The following is a 26446-nucleotide window of genomic DNA, read 5'->3' as shown; positions in this document are numbered from 1 at the left end:
CAAAACTCCAGTATCTTACGTTAGAATATTAGATCAGAGAATTCTCTCCACCAGTGTAATTAGATGATAAGACAGAGCAGCAACGATTGCCGTGGAAGGAATCGTCAGACACCAGGCAGTCAGCATCTGCTGCGCAACACCCCAGCGCACGGCCGAAATACGTTTGGCAGCGCCTACTCCCATAATGGAACCGGATACCACGTGCGTGGTACTGACCGGCAGATGGAGACCCGGAAACGCCGTCGCTACCCAGATAACGATCGAGGATGACAAATCTGCGGCAAATCCGTTGATCGGCTCAATTTTAAAGATTTTAGCACCAAGCGTATGAATGATTCTCCAACCGCCCACTGCTGTACCACAAGCAATGGCTAATCCGCACAGGAGCTTTACCCAGAGCGGAACATCCATCGTCGACTGTACCCCCACAGCGACAAGCGCCAGCGTGATAATACCCATGGATTTCTGCGCGTCATTGGAACCATGGTTAAACGCAAGGAGTGCGGCTGAAACCATCTGCAGCCTCCGGAAGATACTGTTCGTTTTCATCGGCGCTTTATTGCGGAACAGGTAAAATAGAATGGTCATGATCAGATAACCGAGTCCCATGCCGACGAGCGGTGAGCACAGCAGCGCCAAGATAATTTTTTTGATGCCGGCCCCCTGGACAATACCGAGTCCCGCTGCAGCGATCCCGGCTCCGAGGATTCCCCCAATAATGGCGTGGGAAGAACTGCTTGGAATGCCAAAATACCACGTCAAAAGATTCCAGAAAATCGCCCCGATCAGTGCAGCGACCATCACTTCGGAAGTGACGCTGTTCGCATCTACAATGTCCTTTGCAATGGTCTTGGCAACTCCTGTGCTGTACATCGCGCCAATAAAATTGAGTACCGCGGCCATAATGATTGCGGTTCTTGGCGTAAGTGCTCTTGTCGAAACCGAAGTAGCTATGGCATTGGCAGTATCATGAAATCCGTTGATAAAATCAAATGCCAACGCAAATAGTACGACAACAAATAATGCAATATGCAGACTAGACATATTTTAATACGACCCCTTTGATCACAAGCGCAAGATCTTCACATCGGTCTGTGGCGTCTTCCAAATGTTCCAGTATTTCTTTCCATTTAATGATTTCAATCGGATTGCTTTCATTTTCAAACAGCTTGCCTACTTCACTCCGGTATAAACGATCTCCCTCGCTTTCCAGTTTATGAATTTTTTCTGTGTTTTCAAGAATAAGATTTAATTTGGTGCGAATATTGGGAAGGTTGTCCACAGATATTTTAATAATATGAATACAGTCATCCAGAACCCGAATCAACTCTTCAACCCCGGAGTGGGGCGGCTTCGCTTTATACATGATCATCCGTTCCAAGGCACCTTGAATGAAATCAATAATATCATCCATGTTTGTCGCCAACGAGTAGAGGTCTTCCCTGTCCATTGGCGTCACCAGTGTCTTATTCAGGTTGTCAATGATCTTGTTGGTAATGTCGTCGGCACGGTGTTCCAAATCAATAAGTTCCTTCATCTTAACCGGGAACGTGTCGGGATCCTTAACTGCTTCTTTTAATACCAGCGAGCTTTCGCAAATAAGCTGCGCATTTTCTTTCATGAGTACAAAAAAGTCGTTTTCTTTTTTTGACACAGTCTTTACTTCCTCCTTTATCATGACCTGGTGAAATCTTCCCACACTATCTTAGCACAAGAGCCAAAGATAAGATACTTAAATTTATAAAAAAACAGGCACTTAAAACAACAGGCAGAATAGAGCGAAAGGTTCAGCCAAAAGCTCTCTCCAGCATCAGTTTAATTCGATTGATCTGGTTCACTTCACTGGCCCCGGGATCATAATCCACAGCAACAATATTGGTCTGGGGATACCGCTCTTTCAGGGTCTTGATCATACCTTTGCCGGTAATATGATTCGGCAGACAGGCAAACGGCTGCATGCAAATAATATTGTTGGCGCCGCTTTTGATCAATTCCACCATTTCCGCAGTCAGCAGCCAGCCCTCACCGGTTTGGTTGCCCAGGGAAAGGAACGGTTTGACACTTTCCGCCATCTCCTGAATCGTCGGCGGGATATCGAATCTTTTACTATTCTTTAAGGCAGCCCTTAAATCTTCACGATAGCTTTCTATATACTTGACCAACAGATTTCCGATGACTCTGGAAGATTGTTTCCCACCAAGATATCTGTAATTAAATTCCTTTCCGTAGCAGCAGTAAAGAAAAAACTCCATCAGCCCCGGAACTACCATTTCTGCGCCTTCTTTTTCAATAAACTCGGCCATGTTGTTATTCGCCGCAGGGTGGAATTTTACAAGGATCTCCCCAACCAGTCCAACCCGTGGTTTTCTCTGCTGAATAATTTCAATATTTTCAAAATCCCGAACAATACCCTTCAGGTTTTCACGAAATGAGCTGCGGTCTCCATTGGCAACATTGATCTTGCAGATATCTATCCACTTTCTCAGAAGCTGATCCGCTTCTCCCGCATTTGCTTCATAAGGCCTTACCCTGTAGAAAACCTTCATCAGCAGGTCTCCGTAAAGCATGGCCATAATTGCTTTGACCGCCATGGAGACCGTCAACTTAAATCCGGGATTTTTCTCCAAACCTGCGACATTGAGCGAGAGTATCGGAATGTGCTCCAGTCCTGAGACCTGAAGCGCTTTCTTTAACAGCCCCAAATAATTGCTGGCCCGGCAGGGTCCCCCCGTCTGGGTTATAATGACCGAGGTGTTATTCAGATCGTATCTTCCGGATTTTAACGCTCTTAACAGCTGCCCAATAATTATGACCGAAGGATAACAGGAATCGTTGTTAACATATTTCAGGCCTTCTTCAATATCTTCTTTCTCGACTTTGGCCAGTACTTCAAAACGGTATCCCTCCGAACGGGCGACCTCCTGGGCAAATTCAAAATGAATCGGCGCCATCTGCGGAGCAAGAATGGTATGTGTTTTACGCATTTCCTTGGTAAATATTGGTCTGAGAGCGGCATTCGGCTCCTTTGCCCGGTCCTCTATCGAATGATCATGTTTTATTCTGGCATCCATCGCGGCTTTAAGCGAGCGGAGCCTTATTCTGACCGCACCCAGATTGCTGACTTCATCTATTTTAATCATGGTATAGATTTTACCGGCTTTATGTAAAATTTCCTGGGCTTGTTCCGCGGCAATCGAATCCGGCCCACAGCCGAATGAGTTTAACTGGACAAGTTCGAGCTCCGGTTGTACGGCAACAAAATCTGCTGCTTCGTAAAGCCGGGAATGGTACATCCACTGGTCCAGCACCCGGAGCGGCCTGGTAACTTTTCCGAGATGGGCCACCGAATCCTCGGTAAGCACTGCCATCCCTAAGGCCGTGATGACTTTAGGTATGCCGTGGTTGACTTCCTGATCCATATGGTAAGGCCTGCCGGAAAGGACAATCCCGCGGTTTCCTGTTTCAGCGAGCCACTGCAAGACCTCTTCTCCTTTTTTGCGGATATCCCGTTTGAAATTCAGATCTTCATTCCAGGCTGCGTCAACGGCCTGGTTGATTTCTGCAAAAGTCATGCCTAAATGTTTCAGCTCTTCATATAATCTCTTGCTAAGCATTTTTTTATCTTCATAAGGAAGAAAAGGATTCCAGAATCGGACACCGCTTTGCTTCAACGCGTCCATATTGGCTTTGATCACTTCCGGATAAGCGCTGATCACTGGGCAATTAAAACAGTTGTCCGCCTCGGTTATTTCTTTTCTCTCCTTCGGTATGCAGGGATAAAATATGAGTTTCACGCCTTGTTTAATCAATGACACGATATGACCGTGAACAAGTTTGGCAGGATAACAAACGGTATCGGAACAAATTGTTTCCATGCCCGCCTCATAAACCTTCCGAGTGGAAACCGGCGACAGCTCGACCCGGAAACCAAGACGGGTGAAAAAGGTAAACCAAAAAGGATAATTCTCAAACATATTCAAAACCCTTGGAATCCCGATGGTTCCTCTGACTGCTTTCTCTTCGGCCAGCGGTGTATAATTAAAGATCCTGTTCAGTTTATAGGCATAGAGATCCGGAATTTCATCTGTCTGACCGCGTTCCGATCCTTTTTCGCAGCGGTTTCCTGTGATGTGCCTGCGCCCGTCGCCGAAACAGTTGACCGTAAGCAAACAGTGGTTCTGACAGTTTTTGCAACGGGCTGCGCTAACTTCCACCGAAAAGTTATTAATTTGCTCTGGGGAAAGCAGCGACGTAACCACTCCCTCCCGCCAGGCGTTCCTGGCCAGGAGAGCCGCACCAAAGGCTCCCATGAGACCTGCAATGTCCGGACGGACGACTTCTCGGCCGATGGTCCGTTCCAGGCTGCGAACCACAGCATCATTCAGGAAAGTTCCTCCCTGGACAATAACCTTTTCACCGAATTCCTCAGAGCTTTTTAACTTAATTACTTTATAGAGCGCGTTTTTGATCACGGAGTAGGATAATCCTGCCGAAATATCCGCGACCGTCATGCCTTCTTTTTGGGCCTGTTTTACTTTGGAATTCATGAAAACGGTACATCTTGATCCTAAATCGGCAGGATTTTGAGCCAAAAGTCCTTTGCGGGCAAAATCCGCCACATTCATTTCCAGTGACTTCGCAAATGTTTCAATAAAAGAACCGCAGCCGGATGAACAGGCTTCATTTAGCATAATATTTTCAATCACACCGTTCTTTACTTTGAGGCATTTCATATCCTGTCCGCCGATATCCAGAATCAGGTTGACTCCAGGCAGAAAATGATTGGCAGCTGTGTAATGAGCAATGGTCTCGACTTCCCCCATATCAAAAAAAAGAGCTGCCTGAGCCAGTTTTTCTCCGTAGCCAGTCACGGCAGAATAAGCAATTTTTGTGTTTTCCGGGAGCCTGTTGTATAGTTCTTTCAGAATATTGACTGCTGAATCCAAGGGGTTGCCTTCATTATTGGTATAGGCGGAATAAAGAAGGGTGCCTTGCGGATCGATTAAAACAGCTTTTGTCGTGGTGGATCCTACATCCAGACCTAAAAAACATTGGCCCTGGTACGTCTCCAGCTGATTTGTGCTGACAATATTTTGGGCATGCCGTCTTACAAACGCGCGGTATTCCTCTTCATCTGCAAAAAGCGGATCAAGTCTGGCTGTTTCATACTGAAGCTTTTTTATGTCTGTTTTCAATTTCTGACCAAGCTGCTCAAATGTAATATCTTTTTCCTGAGTGGAGGCGAGGGCAGCTCCAATAGCTACATAAACTTCGGAATTTTCCGGCACAATCATATCTTCATCCTTCAACCCCAGCGTTTCCTGAAACCGTACCCGCAACTGCGGCAGGAAGTGAAGCGGTCCTCCGAGGAAGCCAACTTTTCCTTTGATTTTATGACCGCAGGCAAGCCCTCCGATGGTTTGATTCACAACTGCTTGGAAGATCGAAGCTGCGATATCCTGCTTGCGGACTCCTTCGTTTAAGAGAGGTTGAATATCGGTTTTGGCAAAAACCCCGCATCGGGCGGCAATCGGATAGATAACCCGGCTTTGGGCAGCCAGCGCATCCAGACCAGCCGCATCCGTCTTTAACAGGACAGCCATTTGATCAATAAAAGCGCCGGTTCCGCCCGCACAAATCCCGTTCATCCGCTGATCAAACCCCTTGTCAAAAAAGGTTATCTTGGCATCTTCTCCGCCAAGCTCAATGACAACATCCGTTCCTGGCAAATAACGGTCCACTGCTTTGCTTCCGGCAATGACCTCCTGAATAAATGAAATGTCCAGCTGTTCAGCCACAGCCAGTCCGCCTGAACCTGTGATTGCCACTGTCAGCGAAAATGCCGCATATTTCTGACCGGCCTCATCCACCAGCCTTTGCAACGTGCTCCAGATATCCGAATAATGCCGGGTATACCGGCTGAACAACAGGACGCCTTCCTTATTTAAGACAGCGATTTTAACAGTGGTGGAACCTATGTCTATCCCAACACGAAGGTTATTCTTATCTTTGTCAGTGATTCTGTGATGATGCGAATCCAGATTACATTCCCCCTCAAACAAATTCAGCAGAATTATTTTTCCATCTGAGGGGGTTATTATTCATTGTCTACCTTGCCGTTTGAAGTTATTATAAAAATAATATAAATTTTTCTACCCACTTTCTGTCCTTCGTGTTAATATAGTGTTATGAAATCACAATGGAATATTAATACCCAGAACAGATGGTGCTCTCAAAATAGACTCGCTGGAATATAAACGATGAGAATCCATAGATTTATGAAGAAATGACTTTTTGATTCCGTGAAGATGCTAAACCATCAAGGAAGTTCCTTTTGAATTGGATTAAGGAGGATGGGTCATGGGTAAACAAATCTATCGGTCTCAAAACAAAATGATTGCAGGGATCTGCTCTGGAATTGCGGAATATTTCGAAATAGATCCTACGATTGTACGGATTATCTGGTTGCTCGCATTTTTTGCTGGGATTGGAATTCTTGCCTATCTCGTTTGCTGGATAGTGATTCCTCAAAAACCTTTTGGCTCATTCGACAGTTCTCATAACTATGCCGACTCGGCAGATATTCCAAATAATGATCATAATCAGGCCATCAATAAAGACAAAAGCTTTAAAGTATTTGGTATTGCGCTGATCATTGTTGGTGTTGTATTTTTGTCAGACAGACTCTTTGACTGGTTTGACATTGACATCCTGCTGCCTATAGGTTTGATTGCTGTTGGCGTTTACGTATTGTTTGCAAGGAGAGATCATCAATGAAAAAAAACATTGCTCTGGGTGCAGTGATCATTCTGGTCGGTGTAATCTGGCTGCTTAGTAATCTTGACGTTTTTTCGTTTTCGATCATCGGGGCTTTTTTCCTATCACTCAGGAAGCTTTGGCCTCTTCTATTGATTGGTGCCGGTGTCAGTTTATTGATTAACAAGAGCTCCATTATGAAAACAATTGTTTGGATCATCATCGTCATCTGCATCATGTTTTATGGTATTTATGGAATGAATAACGGCACGTTGAATTACCCGGAATTTAAATTACAGGAACATCTTTATTGATTGCATTAACCTTAAGTTGTATTTTTGCAAGGTCTTATGTCTCTTTAGATGATACAATCCGTATCAGAAAGATAAATATTTTGTCTATTTTAATAATTTTGATCTAGCTATAATTTTTTCGTATTGGCTTATTTGCAAGTTTTTCAGTCGTTTTATGTTTTGGCACGCTTCTTGCATTTATTAATTTGGAAAATAGATAAACTTTATATATATTTGGATGATTTTTTCGTATATTGCTCACCGCAATAATATATTTTTACGAATATATATTATCTAAATATTTATAATTTTTATCCTATTTTATATTTAAGAAAGAATGTTATTTTTTGGACATGTAGAGGAGGAATTGCAGAATGAACACATTTGATGCTCTGGCAGCAAGAGGAGTATCCCGGCGCAGCTTTTTGAAACTGATGACTGCGACTACGGCAGCTTTAGGTCTCCCTGCTGCAGTATCTCCCAAGGTCACTCAGGCTGTTGAGACTGCCTTGGACAAACCGCCGGTCGTATGGCTTCATGGAATGGAATGCACAGGCTGTTCCGAGTCACTTTTGGCGACACTGAATCCGTCGGCAGCCGAAGTGGTCCTGGATATGCTTTCGATCCGTTATCATGAGACCATTATGGCGGCTTCCGGCTATAAGGCCGAGGAAGCTTATCAGGAGGCCCTGAAAGAAAACTTTGTGCTCGTTGTCGAAGGAGCTATCCCCTCGAAGGAAGACAGGTATTGCATGGTGGGCGGCAAACCTTTCCGGGAAACCGTCCTGGAAGCTTCCAAGAAAGCTAAAGCCATTATTGCTGTCGGCAGCTGCGCAACCGATGGCGCTGGAATTCCCGGAGCCTGTGAGGTTGACGCTGTCGGCGTCCGTGAACTGTTGAAACAAAACAATATTTCAACCCCTGTCATCAATCTTCCATGCTGTCCGGTCAAACCGGCCACCATGCTTGGAACGATTGTTTACTACCTGACCTATGGCACGGTCCCGCCTTTGGATGATCAGGCCCGCCCGGTCGTTTTCTACGGTAAGCTGCTTCATGACAACTGCCCGCGCCGCGGCCAGTTTGAAGCCGGCAACTATCTGAAAGACTGGAATGACCCCGCCCAAAAAGACTATTGTCTGCTCCTGAAAGGCTGCAAAGGCCCGAAGACGTATACCGACTGCGCACAGGTTTGGTACAACGACAATACCAACTTCTGTATCAACGCCGGTTCACCATGTTCCGGTTGTTCAGAGGCAGGATTCTTTAAAACCTTCAGTCCTCTTTATAACAAACAAGAAGGCTTTGAACTTCCCGGCATCGGCCAAATCAATGCTGATGCTACCGGCAAGATTATCGGAGGCGTTGCCGTTGCAGGCCTTGCCGTTCATCTTGCAGCTACGGCGGCAACCGGCCGTTTAGGCAAAAAAGACCATGGACATAAGGAGGAGTAAGGAATGTCTGCACAAAAAATTGTCATTGATCCCATTACCCGTATTGAAGGCCACTTAAAAATAGAAGTAGAGATCGAAAATGGTGTCGTCTCTAACTCCCGTGTCATAGGCACTATGTACAGGGGCCTTGAAAACTTGGTTATCGGTCGTGATCCCAGAGATGCCAGTTATGTTACGGAACGTGCCTGCGGCGTCTGCTCGACAGTCCATGGTTTAGCTTCCGCGCTGGCTTTGGACGCTGCTTTTGGTGCCGAAGTCCCCTATGGCGGCCGTCTTATTCGCAATCTGATTTACGGCGCAACGCTCTTGCATGACCATCCGCTCCATTTTTATCATCTATCTGCCTTGGACTATCTGGATGTCATGGCCATTGCCCAGTACAAAGGCAATGACGCCGGTTTAAACGGCGTAAAAGATAAGATTTTAAAACTGGTTGCAGCTAACGATACAGCGCCTCTGACACCCCGTTACAATCCTGATCAATATTGTGTCAGCGATCCTGAACTCGTTACGATGGCTGTTGCGCACTACCTGAAAGCCTTAGAAATGCAGGCAAAAGCCAAGAAAATGTCTGCGATATTCGCCGGCAAACAACCGCACCAATCCTCGATCGTCGTCGGCGGCGTCACAATACTGCCTACTTTGGAACAAGTCTTCCAATACCGTTCCATGCTGATGGAGCAGATCGCCTTCGTTGAAAATGTCTACCTCCAGGATGTCCTGACCTTCGGGACCGGGCCGCTTCTGCCTTTGGCTCAGGCCGGCGTTGGCGGCAGTCATGGCAATTACATGTCTTATGGCGGCTTTGCCGGAGATGCAGAAGGAAAAGACTTGTTATTTACACCAGGTATCGTTCTTGATAATAACTTTGGAACGATTCATGAGCTCAATAGTGGCAAAATTACTGAAGATATCACGCACGCCTGGTACAAGAGCGACAAAGGCAGAACTCCTTATGAGGAAGACACTGTTATTGATTTGGATAAGAAGGACGCGTATACCTATGTCAAAGCACCGCGCTATGACGGCAAACCGATGGAAGTCGGACCGCTCGCCCGTATGCTCGTCATGCAGCCGAAAGTGCTTATGGACGTTATTACGAAATATAACATCAAGCCCGGCGCTGTCGCCCGTCATGCCGCCCGGGCGGTGGAAACCATTCTTATGGCTAAGAAAATGCTCGAATGGGTCGATTCCCTCATTGCTGAAATGGGCAAGCCGAACTTTAAGATCCATGATACCGATCATTGGGAAATCCCCGCAAGCGGTCAGGGTGCAGGCTTGATTGAAGTTGCCCGCGGGTCGCTTGGCCACTGGATTAAAGTTGAAGACCATAAAACAGCAAATTACCAAATGGTCGTCCCCTCGACTTGGAACTTTTCACCGACAGATGGAAACGGCGTTTTAGGCCCGGTTGACAAATCCATGATTGGGGTACCGGTACCAGATCCGGACAATCCGATTAATGTCGTCCGTGTCATCCGTTCCTACGACCCATGTCTGGCTTGTGCAATTCACCTAATCGATCCGCAAAGCAACGAAATCAAGAAACACCATATCGGCTTCTAAGGAAAGAGAGGGAACGAAAAATGGCTAAAGCATCTGATCATCCGCTTATTCAGCGAATCTCTCACTGGATAAACTTAATTACCTTTGCGGTCCTGATCTCGACCGGTTTTGTCATCCATGCTCCTTTCCAGGGAGCCAATATGAATGTCGCCAGAAATCTCCACTTTATCTTCATGTACATTCTGGTGATCAACGGGATTGTACGTTTCTATGTCTCCTTTTTCGGGAAAAATAAAGATTATAAGGAGTTTTTCCTGAACAAACTAGATCTGAAGACTTTTATCCCCCAGATTAAATATTATCTGTTTATCAGTAAGGAACATCCAAAGACCAACAAGTACAATGGGCTTCAGAAATGTGCCTATATTGCATTACCAGTCCTGGCTGTCTTTCAGGCCATCACCGGGATCATTCTATATCTGCCGATGAAGTTCTCAGGAGCTGCTCAAGCACTTGGCAGCCTAGCTGCAGTCAGAGGGATCCACTATGTTGTGATGTGGTTGTTTATAGCGATCATCTTTGTTCATGTTTACCTTGTCTTTACTGAAGCTAAGGATGCGTTCTTTCTGATGTTCTTCGGTAAAACCGGTAAGAAAGAAAAGGGCGACGCTAACAAAGCAAATCAATCGGTCATAAAAGGCTGATATTTGCAGGCTGAAAATTTAGTTCAATCATATTGCGTATAATATTAAAAGTAAAGCTAGTATCATCGTATTACTAGCTTTACTTTACGAAACTTTTTAGGAAAGGACTTCACGTATGACTCCACCAAAAATTATGCTGATGGGCGTAGGGAACGTTTTGCTAAGTGACGAAGGGTTAGGCGTTCAGTTTTTAAATGAATTTAAGCCCGAAGAACTTCCTGACAATGTCGAGCTGCTGGAAGGCGGAACAGCCGGTCTGGAACTGGTCCATCTGATCAAAGAGACCGATTTCTTGATCATTGTGGATGCTATTAACGCCCAGACAGAGCCTGGCAGTGTCTTCCGGTTCTGTCCGGAAGATATCCGGGTTTTCCCGGAGAAGTACCAAGTATCGTTTCATCAGGTGGGCATTCTGGAAGTTCTTGCCCTGGCGGACATCCTGGGGAATACTCCCCAAACCCTTATCTACGGTGTTCAGCCGAAGAGTCTGGAATGGGGCATGGACCTGTCCGAGGAGATTAAGGCCGTTTTCCCGCGACTCAAGGAACAAATGTTCAAGGAATTTGCCCAGATCAATGCCGCATCCAGCTTCCTGGATATTCCGCATGCCGAATAGGCATAAAGAGCTTCAAGCGTAACTCTAAACCAAAAAGATACTGCTGATAGTCTTATGAACCGCTCCCTGTCAAGTAGACAGATGAAAAAATGAAATTCGCTATCACTGGACTTCGTCAAAAATGGGGTCCAGTTTTTTATGCAATATTTTCGAGCAACTGGCGATAGGTCATTGGAGCCAATTTATTTAACTTTTTTTGCCGTCGTTTGTAGTTGTAAAAATATATGTAGCTCTCAATGGCTGCTGCAAGGCTGTCATAATCCCTGAAGTTTCCAAGGTAGAACATCTCACATTTGAGAATACCCCAGAAGCCTTCCATAGGGCCATTGTCGATGCAGCGGCCAACACGGGACATGCTTTGTTTCATTCCAGCTCTATCCAATCTGGTTCTAAATTGTTTACTTGTATATTGATAACCTCGGTCACTATGGAATAGCGGGTGAGCGTTAGGGTATCTGGAAATGGCCAAATCGAAGGTGTCAAATACGAGTTGGTTATTATTACTCCGGCCCATGGTGAAAGAGACAATAGCGTTATCTTTAAGATTAAGGATAGCGCTCAGATACAACTTTGAATGATCTCCATACTTGAATTCCGTAACGTCAGTCAACCATTTCTCGTTAAGGTTTTTAGCTATAAAGTCACGATTAAGAATATTCTCAGTTGTAACTTCCGGCGTGGAACGTTAGTATTGCGGACGTTTTCTGCGGATAACTGCTTTTAATCTCACCAGTTGGGTAAGACGGTATATACGCTTGTAGTTGTAGTTGGTCTTGTACCGGGCATTCAGTTCATCTGTCAGTCTCCGGTATCCATATATTCCGTTAAATTCTGCGTAAAGATAACCAAGCTTGTGAAGAAGATCTTCGTTCTCATACTCACAGGCACTCTTGCTGCGGTGAAGCCATTTGTAATAGGATGACCTATTCAGGTCTAATATCCTACAAATATTTTCTACCGGGTATCTTTCTTTTTCGTGCAACTCCTTTACAGCTAGGTAAAGCTTTCCTGCCGGACGCCGCTTAGCCCCGCCTCCTTTCGATCTCCTGAACTTTTTTTAACACAGCAATTTCCATTTTTTTTGTTTGTTCTCGGCTTTGAGCATCTTGTTCTCTACTCGAAGGCGTTCGACTTCAGTCATTTCATCCATCGGCTTGTTTTTCCCTCGTTTGTCGATAAGGCCGTCTACTCCCTTTACCTCATACTTTCGTACCCAGCTATATATCTGCTGGTAGGATATCTCATACTTGTCTATTGCTGCGCTGTAGTCCTTACCTTTGGCTATGCAGTAACTGACAATTTCAATTCGTTCATCTAACGTGGTCAACTGTCCTTTGGTCATATAGATACCTCTTCCTCTACCTCGGCCTCTGGTAGCCTGAAAATCTTTATGACCATTATACATCTTTATCCAATCTAGAAGTTGTGCTTTACCACGGAGGCTAAACTTCTTACATATCTCCAATAGGCTTCCTTCACCCCGGATGTAAGCTTCTACGGCTGTGGTTTTAAGTTCCAAACTGTATCTGTTATTTGTCTTTTGGAGTCCTAGCCCAGATGGACCCATGGACTCATAGTTTGCTATCCATTGCTGAAAACTAGCTTTTTTACTCCATATTCCCGTGCTATGCTATCCTGGGTTCCATCTCCTCGCTTGTATTTTTCTACTGCTTCCAATTTCTTTTCATAATGAACTCTTCTTCCCATAGAAAAACTCCCCTTTACGTAGTCCTGAATTTTTGTTATTTCAGGTGTCTACTCAAAGGGGAGCTTATCATTATACTATTGGCAGTATCTTTTTATGACTCTATGTCAAACGTTGGGGTGAACCCCTAGACAGGAGTCACTCTAAATATAAGATGCTATGATTAAGGTACGAAAGGAGTGATCGAGATGACCATCTACTACCAAGCAATGAGAACTGAGGGATTTTCTTCTAGAATGCCCCGTACTTTATGGCAGATCTGGTACGGTTAATCCAAGTCTATACCGACAGCGAATTCCTGAATACCTGCTATAATGCCAGGATCAGCTCTCTCTTTAAAACTGTATTCAACCAGCCGGATAAGAAAATGCTCGGTGCGAGTCAACAGACAGAGATAGAGCGAGCACTCAGAAATCTATCCGGAAAACATGGACATATTTATGAAATATTCTTCGAAATCATCAGAAAATACGCCTGGCATCGCACAGAAAAAATCGGATACTGCAAATTAGCCAGACTGATCATGGGTAAACATCTTTTATCCGTAATGTACGAACTTCAGGGATACGGAAAACTTGAATTAAACAATGATCCCGATGTTTTCATCTCTCTAGACGACCTTAGTTTTTTGGATAATCTCGATAAAATCGGTATCCGCCCACTGCTACAAACCTATAAAATTTAACCGGCGAAAAACTACAAATTCACATCGGCGTTCACAGTCTATATATCAAAATTCCTATCTAAGAAATAGACTTAAATACCTGATATAAACTTATTAAGATCATTATAACCACGGAACTAATCAGTACCAAAAATAAGGCGTCTTTGGCTTTTAGTTTGGAGTTCATTATAACACCTCATTCCTGGGTGTAATCTGGTCTGCTCCTACAGTGCCGCTATTCTCACTTGGTCTCGTCATTTTTCCTTTGATTATTCCTACAATCTTTCTCAGCTTCAATATGACTTCATTGATTACCATGCCCGGACAAAAGAATCTGCACCAGAATCTACTGATAAATAACGAAGTAAATATCACGACTGGGAGGATAAACCACTGAATACCGAATCCCTGCAAACCGAACAAGGTAGCAAAAGGCTCATAGCCTGCAAAACCGGGTGACTTCAATAATAATGCTCCTAACAAAGCGACGTAAACGAGTACATATTTTATTTTCGCAGCCTTCGCCTCTATGACTTTATTACAGCACTTGAAGTTGCCACCACCAATTTTTGCCATAATCTCCTGAAATGCACTAAATGGACAGAGCCAAAAACAATAGACATTCCGGCCTAGAATAAAGGTAATAATAGGGATTCCGATTAAGAGTACATACCATACTAAATTCTCTCGCATAGAAGGAAAATTCCCCATCAAAAGAGCAGCAACGTTCGCTAACGAGATCGGTGTATTGAATTGGAACCCGATAAACACCAAGCTGCCTATCAGCGTCACCCATCTTAATTTCTTAGACTTAACTACCACGCCTATGAGCATCAGTACAACTAAAGACAGAACAGAAATCTCTTTAAGTCCGAATTGAAAAGGTACAATCTCACCCTGAACATCTAAGCCGAATTGATTTCTAGCCACTGCATGACTACCTTGAGAGATTGCTTTGGCAATTCCTCTCGATGAATAGGTGGCTCCTGATACTCTATCGATATCCTGTTCTATACTTAAGGGATCTGCAATACTCTTGCCAATAAACTGTTTAAGGTACTTGTGGTCGTTAAGGATTTGAATAAAGGAGGGAGTATCCTTATGATTTGCGATCACAGCCCCTACTATTTTGCCTTGGGGGTCAATGCCCGTGACTATTTTAATCAGCCCACCATAGGCATGCGCTTGGTCTATTACAACATAGCCAATCGTCTCTTCCTGTCCTCCTTGCGTTTGGATTTTCCCTTCAAAGGTAAGCGGAGAAGACGCAATCTTATTGAAAGATTGCGCTTCCGGGAGGACTTCTTTAACTAATGGCAGCTGTTCTTTCACCGGTATGATCCAACTGGTACACAAGGCGATTGCTAAAGAAACAATCGCGATGATATAGATAACTCTGTTTTTCATGTTTACCTCAAATCCTATTACAGATATTTACGTTATTTAGCCACATATTTGTTTTAATTATATCAAAAAAATCTAAACTCTATGTAACATAAGATACATAGTGCACAATCTCGTAAACGGTTCAAGAAAGAACGCCTGAAGGAGATCAACGAGCGTATTGCTAAGGCATTGATACAGGGGCAAGTAGATGACAACGCTGAAGCCAAGAAAGATGACAACGACGATCACAATGATCATCAGGGTGGTTCCGGCAATGTGAATGCCGAGAAAGCAACAGAAGAAGCACCTTCGAATGAACCCCAAGCAAATCAAGGAACCTTGATTCTGGATGCTACCTGCATCCCGTCGGATATCAAATATCTGACTTGAAGCCAGGGAAAAACTCGAAGAGATCATCGATACCCTTCGCAGTGCTAACGGCAAACAAGAGAAAAAGCCGAGAACTTATCGCCAAACTGCCAGGAAAGCTTATCTGAGCGTCTCTAAGTAACGAAATCCCAGAAAAATTCAGCTTCGTCAAAGTATAAAGCGCCAGTTGCAGTACTACAAACGGAATCTGCGTCATGTAGACCGGTTATTAAGCGATGTCCCTTCAGGGATGAATTGAATGTTTTAAGTCAAAGATAGATTGGGCTGCTGAAAACCATACGAATACTGGTTGAGCAACAAGACAAAATGTATAAAACGCAAAACCACCGGGTCGAGGAACGGATCGTCAGCCTTTATCAGCCACATGTCCGGCCTATCGCATGAGGCAAAGCGAGTGTAGCCGTCGAGTTTGGTGCGAAGGTTGCCATCAGTATATCTGCCGCATAAAAAAGCTGTCCTGGGATGCATTTAACGAATCGGGTACGCTCATCGAAAGTGTAGAACGCTATAAAGATCGGCATGGAAATATAGTCCTCTAAGTTAGAAAATACTGTTTAATGGTAAAAGAAATAGTAGCCTTTGTTACACTGGTAAATAGCTAACAAAGAATCTAACAATTAACAATCATTTGCTACAAATATGTGTAGCAAATGCTACTTTTTCAATATCTTATAATCAATATAAGGATAGACTATAAATAATTATAAGTAATATGAGGTGGGATTATTATCAATAATTTTAATTTTTTTATAATTTTAACTATTACTAAATTATACTGCTGCTACTGTGTGTGATAAAGAATTATTAGAAGAGGAGATAATCCACTATGGCAAATGAAATTGTATTTAATCCCTTTTTTGATAAGGAAATTCTATTTGAAGTTAGACAACTCATTCTTATGTACGGTACCAGAATAAGTTGCCCTACAAGGACAAACTTTACCGTACCAGGAGAGATAATTGATACGCTTTATTATATTGAAAAAGGAAGAGCAAGATGTTACTATTATCATCCTGAAGGCGAAGAAAAAACCTTGATGATTTTAAATGAAGGATCTTTTTTCAATGAAGCTGCCATATTGGATCAAGTTATTGCATATCATAATGCAATAATTTCTATTACTACGTATGATGAATGTACCTTATATAAAATTGACAAAAATACTTTTGATTATTTATTTGGGACTTCAGACATTTTCAGAAAAGCTATTGGTTTATCGGTTTCAAGAAAGCTTTATATAACATATAGTCATGTAATTAACCTGTCTTTCAACTCTTGTAAAGATAGACTCTATCAGGTTTTGTATGCAACAAGGGATTTAAATTATGATTCAAATGAAGGATGGTATAAACTTAAATACCGTTATACTCAACAAGAGCTTGCTAATATAATCGGGTCTACTAGAGTAACAGTGGCTAAATTGATATCTACGTTAACTCAAGAAGGTAAAGTAAGAGTATTAAACAATAAAATAGAAGTTAAAGCGTAACGAATTCCGTACAAAAGATATACACTTAAGCCAATACTGCTATCATCCAAAAAGTATGATGGCAGTATTTTTGTCTAACGAAAATCACCTGCTAAGCAGGTGGCTCAGACTGCTGACAAAGAAACGTTTGTCAGCAGTCTGAACCCTTTAGGGGTAGTTTGAAAAGATGTGCAGCTGAAGGACTATTCAGCGAGCCTTGAGGCTCTGCCAAGTAAAATCCCGTATAGGGTAGAGCAAACCACCCGCTAAGCGGGTGGTGGTGATTTATAATAAGTGCAATAGAAAGGATAGTATATTTTAGTATTCTTAATTCTGTCCGAGGCTTTTACTATTATTTTCTTTCAGAACAGTACGACGTTTTTTTACAATTATTTGCCATGTAACTGCAAACAGGATTATTGCAATCCCTCCAAAAACAGCTAGCCCCATTCCTGCAGCTCTTGTTTCTCCTTCTGCAAGGCTGCTTATTGTCCATGAGATTGAAAAAAGTGCTAACAGAGCAGATAATATGAGACTACTTTGAGCAATTAAGGATATTTTATAACTCGTATTTCTTTTCCAACTTTGCAGTAGCCAAAAAGAGCCTAAAGCTAATGTCCCCAGAAAAAACCACATTAAGCCCATAAAAATTTCCTCCTCAGTATAATTTGTTCATTAACTATTTTTTCCACCATTCTCTCATTGCATCTTCGTTAAATACATCTCCATATCCAAAGGCCTCATCTAAAGTTCTTAAGACAGGTTTAAATGGCGTTTTTGTTATCGCTGCTGTCAAGCGGTGGTGCCATAATTCAGGCTTATTATATGGGCAACTGGCAACACAACATCCGCATCCATCCACCGCTCCTTCGCTCCAATACTTAAAGCAGAGGTCCTGGTTAATATACCATTTTTCTATGCCGGGGTTGTTAGAAATGCAAACCCCTTCAAAGCTTGGTTCAGTATCTTTCGGAATAGCAGCACTGGGACATGCATCAGCACAACGTTTACATACCTTGCAGAATTCTTGCACACCAAAACTTATTGGTTTATCTGGAGCTATTTCCAGTTCAGTGAACACTTTACATAACCGCACCCTAGGTCCATATTCATAGGTTACTAGGATACCATTTCGGCCACATTCCCCTAACCCAGCTGCTATGGCATAGGGAATACTCAGAGCGACATCATTACCTGATCCAAATGATTTATACCCCAAATGACGGATAAAGGCAGCTACAGAATATGCTGTTTCAGCCATTCTGGAATAACCTAACCCTGTGGCCGCAGCTCCAATATATGACGGGGCTGTAGTGTATGCCGAATAATCCATTTCAATGGCAATAACCACCACAGATTTAGGCTCAAAAGGGAATTCAGCAGGAATATCTTTATTTTCCAAAGCGTTGAATAAAGGATCATAAACCCAACGCGGATCGTATTTTGCAATACCAACTAAATCAGCACCCAAAAAACGAGTCGCTTTCTTGACAATTTCAGCTGCTTCTTGCGGGCTTGAGAACGCATATTTATTGGGGTGAGTGGGTAAATCCCAGGCATAGCACTGGCTTTGAGGTAACCCAAGTTTACTAAGAGTAGCAAAGGTATCTTCTACAGCCCATCCACTTTTCCAAAGGGCTTTGTCTATTTGTGTATATCCTGGTTTATCTAGAAAATTTTCTTGATCCCTTACCCAGTTTTGGAATAACTTCTGGATTTCGGGTTCATACCAGCCACGGGAAAACACGGTATTCTTCTGTGAGAATCTTTTATAATTCTCTGCTATCTTTACGGGAAAATCATCATACTGAGTTTTCATTGCTGCTTCTGCTATTTTATCACCTTTTTCCCTTGATAATGAAGCGATACCAATGGCGCTTCCTAAGAAAGCACCCCCCTTCAAAAAACTTCTTCGTGTTAAAGAATGATTCTTTTCTTTACTTGTTTTGTGATCATCCAAGTCATTCATCTCCCCTTTTATAAAATTAATATCTATTTGTACATTTTAATAATCGCTCAGTTTTCTGTAAATAAAGTAAAATACAACGTGTTGTATGATACAAAAAATAGACAAACGCATTGTCTTGCGATGTCTATTTGGGGCTTGCTAGCCAAATTTCGTTTTTTGGACAAAGTCACAGCATTGCGTTTTCCAAAGAGCATTTGAAAAAATTGGATAAAAAGAACTCTGAGCTGGCGCTCCAAGCTCATCACCAAAATGTGCATAGCGATCATGGCTCTCAGCTGTATCCTTCAATCTTTTATACATTTTGTCTTGTTACTCAACCAGTATTCGTATGGTTTTCAGCAGCCCAATCTGTCTTTGACTTAAAACATTCATCCCTCAAGGGACATCGCTTAACAACCGGTCTACATGACGCAGATTCCGTTTGCAGTACTGCAACTGACGCTTTATACTTTGACGAAGCTGAATTTTTCTGGGATTTCGTTACTTAGAGACGCTCAGATAAGCTTTCCTGGCAGTTTGGCGATAAGTTCTCGGCTTTTTCTCTTGTTTGCCGTTAGCACTGCGAAGGGTATCGATGATCTCTTCGAGTTTTTCCCTCGCTTCATTGAGCAAACCCAGATCAGTCAGATTTTTAATATCTGCCGGGATGCAGGTTGCATTCAGAATCAAGGTTCCTTGATTGCCTTGTGGTTCTTTCGGCTGTTCGGCTTCCTTTACTTTTGCGGAATCGACATTGCCAGAGCCGCCTTAATAATCGGTATGATTGTCGTGATCATCGTCATCTTTCTTTGATTCAGCGTCTTCAGTTACTTGAGCTGATGCCAATGCTCTGACAATACGCTCATTAATCTTATCCAAACGGTCTTTTTTAAACCGTTTACGAAACTTAACCAACGCTACTGGCGTAAAAACCGGAGTTAGTTGATATTCTTTTAAGCCGATGAAGTACTGTAGGTATGGATTTTCTGTTATCTGGTGCACCAATTCCCGGTCTGTGTACCCACAACGAGTCTGGATGATCAAAGAGCCCAAGGCCATACGGACAGGTTTGGCGACCTTGCCGCGATCACTGGGAAACATGAAGGCATAATCTTTTCCAAATTCATCCCAAGGTATGAGTTTGGCCAATTTAACCCAGCGGTTTTCGGCGCTCATCTTGCCCGAAAACGGCAGCATAAAATCATCTAAGGTTAGTTGTGGATCAGGTTTGCGGTACATTTTCTCCTCCAAGTGCGAGGTTTTTCGGGGTTTTTTCTCTATTCTCTTACACTTAAATTCGCCAGAAGTACCGTCAAACCCCTTGTTATTACTGAATTTTCTCGATCTTTAGCAAGCCCTACTTATTTTTTTAAGTAATTATCTATTCCACCAGTTTCTTATACCCTTATCATTAAATGATTTATCAAAACCAAAAGTAGACTCAGGTCTACTGAATTCTGCAACTGCCAGGGTTTGAGCCAAATCATGATGAATGTTTTGTGGTGTATTAAAAGGACATACAGTGATGCATCTGAAACAGTCTAGGGAATTATCAACCCAAAACTGAAAACACTTTTCAGCATTGGTATACCATTTGTCTATTCCCTGAGAATTGGAAATATTTATTCCTTTAAAAGTCGTTCCCTCTTCCATAGAAATCGCTTTAGACGGACAAGCTTCCGCACATTTCTTACATGAAGTACAGAATTCTTTAATTCCAAAAGTTATTGGCTTATCAGGCTTTAGCTCAAGCTCGGTAAATATTTTGCATATCCCTATACGAGATCCATGCTCTCTTGTGATTAAAAGCCCATTCCTACCACATTCCCCCAAGCCAGCCATAATAGCAAGTGGTACACTAAGGGCAGTATCGTTACCGCACGGTATTGCCCTATACCCCAAATGCCTGATAAATGTAGCTACTTTATACGCGGTTTCAGCCATACGAGAATATGCTAAACCCTTTGCTGACACGGTTATTCCAGAAAAAGACTCACCATTCGATTTATAATCTATTTCTATTGCTATTACTATTACACTTTTCGGTTTAAAAGGAAAATCTACAGGCATGCTTTCTTTTTTTAGTAGATGATATAAATTCGAATATACCCACCTCTCGTCATAATCAGCTATCCCAACCAGACTAGCACCTAAGAACTGAGCAGCCTTTTTTATTATCCCGGAGGTTTCTTCAGGGTTATTAAATTCTCTCTTATTTATGTTAGGTTCTATATCCCACTGGTATAAGCCCTGGTTAGGGATTCCAAACTGACTTCCTGCTGCAGCATAATCATTAACAATCCATGAAGCTATGCATTGGGCATAATCTATAGGAGTAAATCCCTGTTCTTCCAGAGGTGGAAGAATACCCTTAATACTTGACTCTAGTTTTATAGAGGCATGCTCAATTTTAGAATCCCAAACCCCACGATTATAAACCGTGTATTTTTGGTTGAAACGCCGATATTTATCTGTTATTTCAAGAGGTAAGTCATCATGAATTTGGATTTCTGTCTTAGCTTCCCAAGGAGACTTCTGAGTACTCCCTGAAGAGCAATTATCATTTCCCATAGGCTCGCTATGATTTACTCTGCCTTTTTCCGGTTTGAACGTATGCTCATCTTTTTTATCTGATTCAGGTTTCATCTTCGAACTCCTCCTCTCAATAATTCAAGAATATAAAGAGATTAGATACAGGATTACGGCTACTATTATCCCCAAATAGATTTTGTTAACTTCTGTGTCAACCCATGATGCCAGCTAGCCCATTTATTATAAGGGCAACAGGCAATACAGTTAATACAGTCATCACCATTTATAGCCCAAAACTCAAAACAACTCTCTGGATTGGTATACCACTTGAGGATTCCCGGAGAGTTAGATATACTTGGCCCCACCATTGTCGGCCTTGGTTCGAAGGTTATAGCACCCGCCGGACAAGACTGAGCACATTTTCTACATTTCATACAAAACTTGCTAACTCCGAAAGATATAGGCTTGTCAGGTTTTAAGGGAAGATCTGTAAATATTTTAAACAGTCTTACTCTGGGACCATATTGAGGCGTAATAAGCATACCACTTCTGCCCATTTCACCTAATCCCGCTTGCACAGCTATTGGAATACTTAATGCCGTGTCATTCCCGCAAGGGATCGCATTGTATCCAAGCATACGAAGAAAAGTTGCCAGTTTTTTTCCTATTTCACCCATACGAGAGTATCCAAGTCCTATCGCTGCGCAGGCAATTAAGGAAGGAGAAGTCATACAGGCATCTTGATCCATTTCTATTCCTAAAACGATGACACTTTTTACCTTGAAGGGAAATTCAGGTGGAACACTCTCTCTAGAAGAAAAATCGTACCAAGTACCATACACCCATCTTTCATCGTAAGGGGCTATTCCCACTAAATCAGTGCCAAAAAACTTTGCGGTACTCTTTACAATTTTAGAAGCTTCTTCTGGATTATTGAATCTTGTTGTTTTCTCACTTTTTTCTCCACACCAATCGTAGAACCCGAGATTTGCTCGACCTAATTCATTATTGGGCGTATATGCAAAACAAACAGACCAAGCCGCTGTCTTTAATGCCTCTTCTAATTGTGTATACCCCTCAGAACCCCTGGGTGGTTTAAGATTATAATGTCCTTCTTCAAATCTCTCGCGGACAGGGATAATCTCTTTGTCCCAAAATCCCCGAACGAATACAGTTAACTTCTGGTCCATTCTTCTGTAATCTTTGGATATTACTATTGGCATCGTATTTTGTTCAATAATCATGAATAAACCCCCACTTCTAGAACTCAGGTTTCTTCACATTCTGCACTTGGTTTCTTATGCTCCCTGAAAAACGAATCCAGAGAATACATTAGATTCAAATAAAATAGCGTCCCTGATAAGTTTATTATATATTGTTTTCCTATAGCTTATATAAGAATTATGATAATATTATAGTAATGGCCTTTAGATCATAATCTGTGAGGTACAAAGACATGAACACTAGAGATTTTTCTTCCCCATATCTAGGTCCTGACAAAGTACCTGCCTTCTTCGAGCAGATCGGTAATAAGATACGTTATAAGAAAGGCGAAATCATTGTTTCTGCAGATGATGAAATGAAAGATATTTACATTATTCTAAAGGGTAAAGCAAAGCAGTATGCAATATCCAAAGAAGGTCGAGAAAAGATATTGTTTATTCTCGAACCAGGTGGTATGATTGGAGACCTTTCCATTTCAGAAAAGAAAGAGACTGGTTTTTATGTAGAAGCCATGGAAAGCCTAGAACTAATAAAATTAACCTTTAAAGATTTACAAGAAGCTCTCTATAAGTATCCTGAATTCAACCTATATATTCTCTCTTCTTTAAGCAAAAAAGCTCAAAACCTAGTTGTTCAGTTAGAAGACAATTGTTTTAAAGATGCCGAGACCAGAGTATGTGAAATGCTTATTAAACTAGCTTTCTATGAAGGAAAAATGGATACAAGTAGTTATACAATCACTTTCCGCACAAGCCAGCAGTTCATAAGTGATATGGTTGGAATAAACAGGATAACAACTGTTCGGATAATAAAGAATCTGAGAGAAATGGGACTCTTGGATGTAAAAGGATCTAACTATATCATAAACGATATTTCTCTGTTGGAGATGTATGCTATTAAGGATTGTTAGTTTCATCTTTAGCAAGTTGGTTACTATTGACGTACATTTTTATTAATACACGAACAAACATTTCTATTTGAGCTGAAGCTAAATCCTTAAAAAGTATCGATTTAATTTTATCCACGTAAGCTTCAAAGCCATCAATAAACTGATTTCCCATATCTATACAATACAATTTTTATCCATTCATTGACTTGGCGCACGATATAACCCTTATTTTCTAAAATATTGATCGCATTTGTCACACTAGCTTTACCAACATTTTTCATCTTGGCGATTTCATTTTGGTGAGTTGCGATAATCTTAAAATACTCAATTTGACCGTGTCCAATGCCTAGCAGAGCTACCTTCTCTTCCAGGTATTTATTCATATTGTACGTTAGACCGCGAATATCTTACCTATTCTCTTAGATCCATTGCTCCTCCTTAATTTCAATTTATTATTTCATAGCTCGAACTTAGTGATGGATAACGCACTAAGCTTACTAGAACATCAGAATTCTACCTCTTCATAAACCTTTCTTTAATTCTATCATAGTGACCATTAAGAAATACACACTCTTTAATACACGTTGAGTAGCCTTCAGAAAAAGGCACCATACATTTTTCCAAATTGATAAATACTTTCGATCCATCCTTGTGGATCTTTGGTTCTTTATATATTACCCCTGCTGGACATTTAGCCACACATCTGTCACAAGTATCTCAGAAATCACTTATCCACATGTGTTCATTCTTTTTTTGCTATCGGCAAATTATCCACATCGATAAAGACTGCTGCCAGTCTGACACAGCGTCCATGTTCCGGGGTGATCAATAAACCATTTTTTCTTACTGCCCCTAAGTTAGCATCCTGTGCCACAGGAAAGGTACAGATATCACCACCAATAGCAGGTCTTGGATGGCAATTATATTAACGCTTTTTCCTTGCTCATCATAGGTTCGGAAAATCTCTGTCCCGGATTCCATTAATAAGATCCTTATTCATTTCCATCGTTATCATCATGGCATTATTAAATAAGATACCTTGCCGTCAATAAGGCCAAAGCCTTTTAACATTTTAAATTCTTTAAACAGCTGCTTTATTGCCGTTTTATTATCTTTCATAAAGGCTGACAGAGTTCCATGATCGAGTGTTATTTTTCCAATTAGCCACATCTTGTTGCTTCAGCTTCCATGACTCGCGATGACCTTATTTTGTTCATGTAGCAGTAGAGATATATTTAAGCAAATCGTTTCTTCGATATGGCTTTTGGCCTGCTTTTTGACCAAAGTATACTTTAAATCCTATTTCCTCTAAATTTAAACTATCCACAAAGGCGTTAATTACTCTTACCGGATTTTTTTGCTGACATAATCCTCTAAAGTATCGGGAAACAAATTTATTTGATTTCTTTCTTCACCTTCTATATACCCCATGCTATCACTCCCATCTCTTTGTATATATTCGACAGTGATAGCTGTCTTCTTCCTTTATTTGGTGATATTTCTCATAATTGTTAGACAGTCTGGCGAGCGGAGTATCTGTGCGAGGCTACAGACACCCAAAAAAGAAAACACCTCACTATTTCAGCTTATCCAGAAAACGATGTAGCCTTCTCATACCTTCAGTTATCTGTTCCGAAGAACTTGCATAAGAGATTCGTAAATACCCCGGCGCCAGGAAAGCACTGCCGGGTACGACGGCAACCAGTTCGGAATCAAGCAGTCTATTACAGAATCCGATATCATCCTTGATCTTCTGTCCTTCAAAGGACATTCCGATACAGTTCTTAATATTTAGAAAAACATAAAAGGCACCTTCAGGTTCCGGAAACGAGATGTGCGGCATTTTACGCAAAAGTCCGCAGATCAGATCCCGTCTGTCACTAAAAGCTGCCTTCATTCTCAGTAAATCTTCCCCGCTTTCCCGCATCGCCCCGACTGCAGCCCATTGGGCAATGGAGCAGGCATTCGAGGTCAGATGGCTTTGAAACGAATTAATCTTGGATGACAATTCGAGCGGAGCAATCGAATAACCGATCCGCCAGCCTGTCATCGCATAGGCTTTGCTTACCCCGTTGATGATGATCGTCCGTGAAGCCAGCTCTGGCATAAGCTGCAACGGATTAACATGTTTGTTCTGACCATAGACCAGCTTCTCATAAATCTCATCCCAAATCAGCCAGAGATCATGCTTCTGGGCGATCTTACCAAGGCCCCTGACGGTCTTTTCGTCAAATAGTACCCCTGTCGGATTGGATGGAGAGTTCAACAAAAGTGCAGTGGTTTTGTCCGTGATTGCAGCTTCCACGCGGTCCAATCTTGGCATAAAACCGCTGTCTTCGGTTTCTACGATCACCGGTCTTCCATCGACAAGATGGATCTGTTCAATATAACTTACCCAGGCAGGTGCAAGCAGGACAATCTCATCCCCCGGATCAACAATCGCTGTCAGCGCTTCATATATGCAAGGTTTGGCTCCCGGGCCAACAACTACCTGTCCCGGATCAAATTCCAGACCAAATTCCTTTCGGTAATAAGTGCAAATTTCCTGACGAAGCTCAGGAATTCCAGGTGTGGGTGTATAATGGGTTTTCCCTTTTTCCATCGCTTCCGTCGCATACTTGAAAGCGGACGGCGGGGACACGAAATCTGGTTCCCCGGATCCAAACGAAATAACATTCTTCCCCTGACTCTTTAATTCTTTGGCTTTAGCGTCAACAGCCAATGTAGCAGACGGCTTCATGCCCAGAATGCGCTGGGACAGCTTCATACTTTCAAATCCTTTCACCTATGGCGTTCTGTATATGATGCAGACATCATGATTGCAGGCATTATTATTGAAACTATTTATTATCATATCGTAAACAATCAAAAATTTCATCATATTTCTGCCATTTTAGCAAGATTTTCA

General features: G+C 42.2%; 24 protein-coding genes and 4 pseudogenes. 10 read left to right on the top strand and 18 right to left on the bottom strand.

The window, feature by feature from the left end:
• Nucleotides 1–33: 33 nt before the first annotated feature.
• The 3 genes from AAH944_RS02510 to AAH944_RS02500 form a co-directional block, all read right to left on the bottom strand.
• A complete protein-coding gene (locus tag AAH944_RS02510; protein ID WP_415536194.1) occupies nucleotides 34–1044 on the bottom strand; it encodes an inorganic phosphate transporter in 1011 nt (336 codons plus the stop codon).
• The gene (locus AAH944_RS02505; RefSeq protein WP_415536192.1) at nucleotides 1037–1654 is read right to left on the bottom strand and encodes a DUF47 domain-containing protein; all 618 of its coding nucleotides are present in this window, start codon (nucleotides 1652–1654) and stop codon (nucleotides 1037–1039) included. The genes AAH944_RS02510 and AAH944_RS02505 overlap by 8 nt, the downstream gene beginning before the upstream one ends.
• 133 nt (nucleotides 1655–1787) lie before the next feature.
• Nucleotides 1788–6062, bottom strand: a complete 4275-nt coding sequence (locus AAH944_RS02500) for an acyl-CoA dehydratase activase-related protein (RefSeq protein WP_415536190.1) — start codon at nucleotides 6060–6062, stop codon at nucleotides 1788–1790.
• Nucleotides 6063–6360: 298 nt separating this feature from the next.
• Here AAH944_RS02500 and AAH944_RS02495 point away from each other — a divergent pair, with 298 nt between their 5' ends.
• The 6 genes from AAH944_RS02495 to AAH944_RS02470 all read left to right on the top strand — a co-directional run bounded on the left by AAH944_RS02495 (nucleotide 6361) and on the right by AAH944_RS02470 (nucleotide 11332).
• Nucleotides 6361–6777 (top strand): PspC domain-containing protein, encoded by a 417-nt coding sequence (locus AAH944_RS02495; protein WP_415536188.1) that lies wholly within the window; start codon nucleotides 6361–6363, stop codon nucleotides 6775–6777.
• On the top strand, nucleotides 6774–7070 hold the full coding sequence (locus AAH944_RS02490; RefSeq protein WP_415536186.1) for a LiaI-LiaF-like domain-containing protein: 297 nt from the start codon (nucleotides 6774–6776) through the stop codon (nucleotides 7068–7070). The genes AAH944_RS02495 and AAH944_RS02490 overlap by 4 nt, the downstream gene beginning before the upstream one ends.
• A 353-nt stretch (nucleotides 7071–7423) precedes the next feature.
• Complete coding sequence (locus AAH944_RS02485) at nucleotides 7424–8503, top strand: hydrogenase small subunit (protein ID WP_415536184.1); 1080 nt, start codon at nucleotides 7424–7426, stop codon at nucleotides 8501–8503.
• A 3-nt stretch (nucleotides 8504–8506) separates the two neighbouring features.
• The gene (locus AAH944_RS02480) at nucleotides 8507–10072 is read left to right on the top strand and encodes a nickel-dependent hydrogenase large subunit (RefSeq protein WP_415536182.1); all 1566 of its coding nucleotides are present in this window, start codon (nucleotides 8507–8509) and stop codon (nucleotides 10070–10072) included.
• Between the two features lie 20 nt (nucleotides 10073–10092).
• Entirely contained in the window at nucleotides 10093–10716 is a 624-nt protein-coding gene (gene cybH, locus AAH944_RS02475; protein WP_415536180.1) for a Ni/Fe-hydrogenase, b-type cytochrome subunit, read from the top strand.
• Nucleotides 10717–10831: 115 nt separating this feature from the next.
• Nucleotides 10832–11332 (top strand): HyaD/HybD family hydrogenase maturation endopeptidase, encoded by a 501-nt coding sequence (locus tag AAH944_RS02470; protein WP_415536178.1) that lies wholly within the window; start codon nucleotides 10832–10834, stop codon nucleotides 11330–11332.
• Nucleotides 11333–11468: 136 nt separating this feature from the next.
• Here the strand turns inward: AAH944_RS02470 and AAH944_RS02465 are convergent.
• The 4 genes and pseudogenes from AAH944_RS02465 to AAH944_RS02450 form a co-directional block, all read right to left on the bottom strand.
• Nucleotides 11469–11990: pseudogene (locus AAH944_RS02465) on the bottom strand (IS3 family transposase); the annotation flags it as partial.
• Nucleotides 11991–12017: 27 nt separating this feature from the next.
• Nucleotides 12018–12314 (bottom strand): IS3 family transposase, encoded by a 297-nt coding sequence (locus AAH944_RS02460; protein ID WP_415536177.1) that lies wholly within the window; start codon nucleotides 12312–12314, stop codon nucleotides 12018–12020.
• Nucleotides 12315–12389: 75 nt separating this feature from the next.
• The gene (locus AAH944_RS02455; protein ID WP_415536175.1) at nucleotides 12390–12674 is read right to left on the bottom strand and encodes a helix-turn-helix domain-containing protein; all 285 of its coding nucleotides are present in this window, start codon (nucleotides 12672–12674) and stop codon (nucleotides 12390–12392) included.
• 239 nt (nucleotides 12675–12913) lie between these two features.
• Nucleotides 12914–13039 (bottom strand): hypothetical protein, encoded by a 126-nt coding sequence (locus AAH944_RS02450; RefSeq protein ID WP_415536173.1) that lies wholly within the window; start codon nucleotides 13037–13039, stop codon nucleotides 12914–12916.
• 248 nt (nucleotides 13040–13287) lie between these two features.
• Between AAH944_RS02450 and AAH944_RS02445 the strand changes: the two genes are divergently transcribed.
• Entirely contained in the window at nucleotides 13288–13722 is a 435-nt protein-coding gene (locus AAH944_RS02445) for a hypothetical protein (RefSeq protein WP_415536171.1), read from the top strand.
• A gap of 165 nt (nucleotides 13723–13887) precedes the next feature.
• Here the strand turns inward: AAH944_RS02445 and AAH944_RS02440 are convergent, their stop codons facing one another.
• Nucleotides 13888–15108 carry a 4Fe-4S binding protein gene (locus AAH944_RS02440; RefSeq protein WP_415536169.1) on the bottom strand — a complete coding sequence of 407 codons (1221 nt, stop codon included), beginning with the start codon at nucleotides 15106–15108 and terminating at the stop codon, nucleotides 13888–13890.
• A gap of 111 nt (nucleotides 15109–15219) precedes the next feature.
• Here AAH944_RS02440 and AAH944_RS02435 point away from each other — a divergent pair.
• Nucleotides 15220–16001, top strand: a pseudogene (locus AAH944_RS02435) (IS5/IS1182 family transposase); the annotation flags it as partial.
• Between the two features lie 302 nt (nucleotides 16002–16303).
• On the top strand, nucleotides 16304–16966 hold the full coding sequence (locus AAH944_RS02430; protein ID WP_415536167.1) for a Crp/Fnr family transcriptional regulator: 663 nt from the start codon (nucleotides 16304–16306) through the stop codon (nucleotides 16964–16966).
• Nucleotides 16967–17272: 306 nt separating this feature from the next.
• Here the strand turns inward: AAH944_RS02430 and AAH944_RS02425 are convergent, their stop codons facing one another.
• The 5 genes and pseudogenes from AAH944_RS02425 to AAH944_RS02405 form a co-directional block, all read right to left on the bottom strand.
• Nucleotides 17273–17590, bottom strand: a complete 318-nt coding sequence (locus AAH944_RS02425) for a dehalogenase (protein WP_415536165.1) — start codon at nucleotides 17588–17590, stop codon at nucleotides 17273–17275.
• A gap of 34 nt (nucleotides 17591–17624) precedes the next feature.
• Entirely contained in the window at nucleotides 17625–18905 is a 1281-nt protein-coding gene (locus tag AAH944_RS02420) for a reductive dehalogenase (RefSeq protein ID WP_415536163.1), read from the bottom strand.
• A 324-nt stretch (nucleotides 18906–19229) separates the two neighbouring features.
• Nucleotides 19230–20132 (bottom strand): annotated as a pseudogene (locus AAH944_RS02415) (transposase); the annotation flags it as partial.
• Between the two features lie 138 nt (nucleotides 20133–20270).
• On the bottom strand, nucleotides 20271–21539 hold the full coding sequence (locus AAH944_RS02410) for a reductive dehalogenase (RefSeq protein ID WP_415536162.1): 1269 nt from the start codon (nucleotides 21537–21539) through the stop codon (nucleotides 20271–20273).
• A 65-nt stretch (nucleotides 21540–21604) separates the two neighbouring features.
• The gene (locus tag AAH944_RS02405) at nucleotides 21605–22669 is read right to left on the bottom strand and encodes a reductive dehalogenase (protein ID WP_415536160.1); all 1065 of its coding nucleotides are present in this window, start codon (nucleotides 22667–22669) and stop codon (nucleotides 21605–21607) included.
• Nucleotides 22670–22881: 212 nt separating this feature from the next.
• On the opposite strand from AAH944_RS02405, the gene AAH944_RS02400 reads away from it, so the two are divergent.
• Nucleotides 22882–23559, top strand: a complete 678-nt coding sequence (locus AAH944_RS02400) for a Crp/Fnr family transcriptional regulator (protein WP_415536158.1) — start codon at nucleotides 22882–22884, stop codon at nucleotides 23557–23559.
• Here AAH944_RS02400 and AAH944_RS02395 read toward each other — a convergent pair.
• The 5 genes and pseudogenes from AAH944_RS02395 to AAH944_RS02375 form a co-directional block, all read right to left on the bottom strand.
• The gene (locus tag AAH944_RS02395) at nucleotides 23546–23710 is read right to left on the bottom strand and encodes a hypothetical protein (protein ID WP_415536156.1); all 165 of its coding nucleotides are present in this window, start codon (nucleotides 23708–23710) and stop codon (nucleotides 23546–23548) included. The two genes, AAH944_RS02400 and AAH944_RS02395, sit on opposite strands and share 14 nt — an antisense overlap.
• Complete coding sequence (locus AAH944_RS02390) at nucleotides 23691–23921, bottom strand: hypothetical protein (protein WP_415536154.1); 231 nt, start codon at nucleotides 23919–23921, stop codon at nucleotides 23691–23693. Before AAH944_RS02390 ends, AAH944_RS02395 begins: the two co-directional genes overlap by 20 nt.
• Nucleotides 23922–24051: 130 nt before the next feature.
• Nucleotides 24052–24240: pseudogene (locus AAH944_RS02385) on the bottom strand (hypothetical protein); the annotation flags it as partial.
• A 40-nt stretch (nucleotides 24241–24280) separates the two neighbouring features.
• Nucleotides 24281–24412, bottom strand: coding sequence for a hypothetical protein (locus tag AAH944_RS02380; protein WP_415536153.1), 132 nt, complete (start codon nucleotides 24410–24412; stop codon nucleotides 24281–24283).
• A gap of 702 nt (nucleotides 24413–25114) precedes the next feature.
• Nucleotides 25115–26323 (bottom strand): pyridoxal phosphate-dependent aminotransferase, encoded by a 1209-nt coding sequence (locus AAH944_RS02375; protein WP_415536151.1) that lies wholly within the window; start codon nucleotides 26321–26323, stop codon nucleotides 25115–25117.
• Nucleotides 26324–26446: the final 123 nt, after the last annotated feature.

Source organism: Dehalobacter sp. CP, assembly GCF_047652685.1.
Classification (GTDB): Bacteria; Bacillota; Desulfitobacteriia; order Desulfitobacteriales; family Syntrophobotulaceae; genus Dehalobacter.
This window is presented reverse-complemented; position numbering and strand designations above follow the sequence as displayed.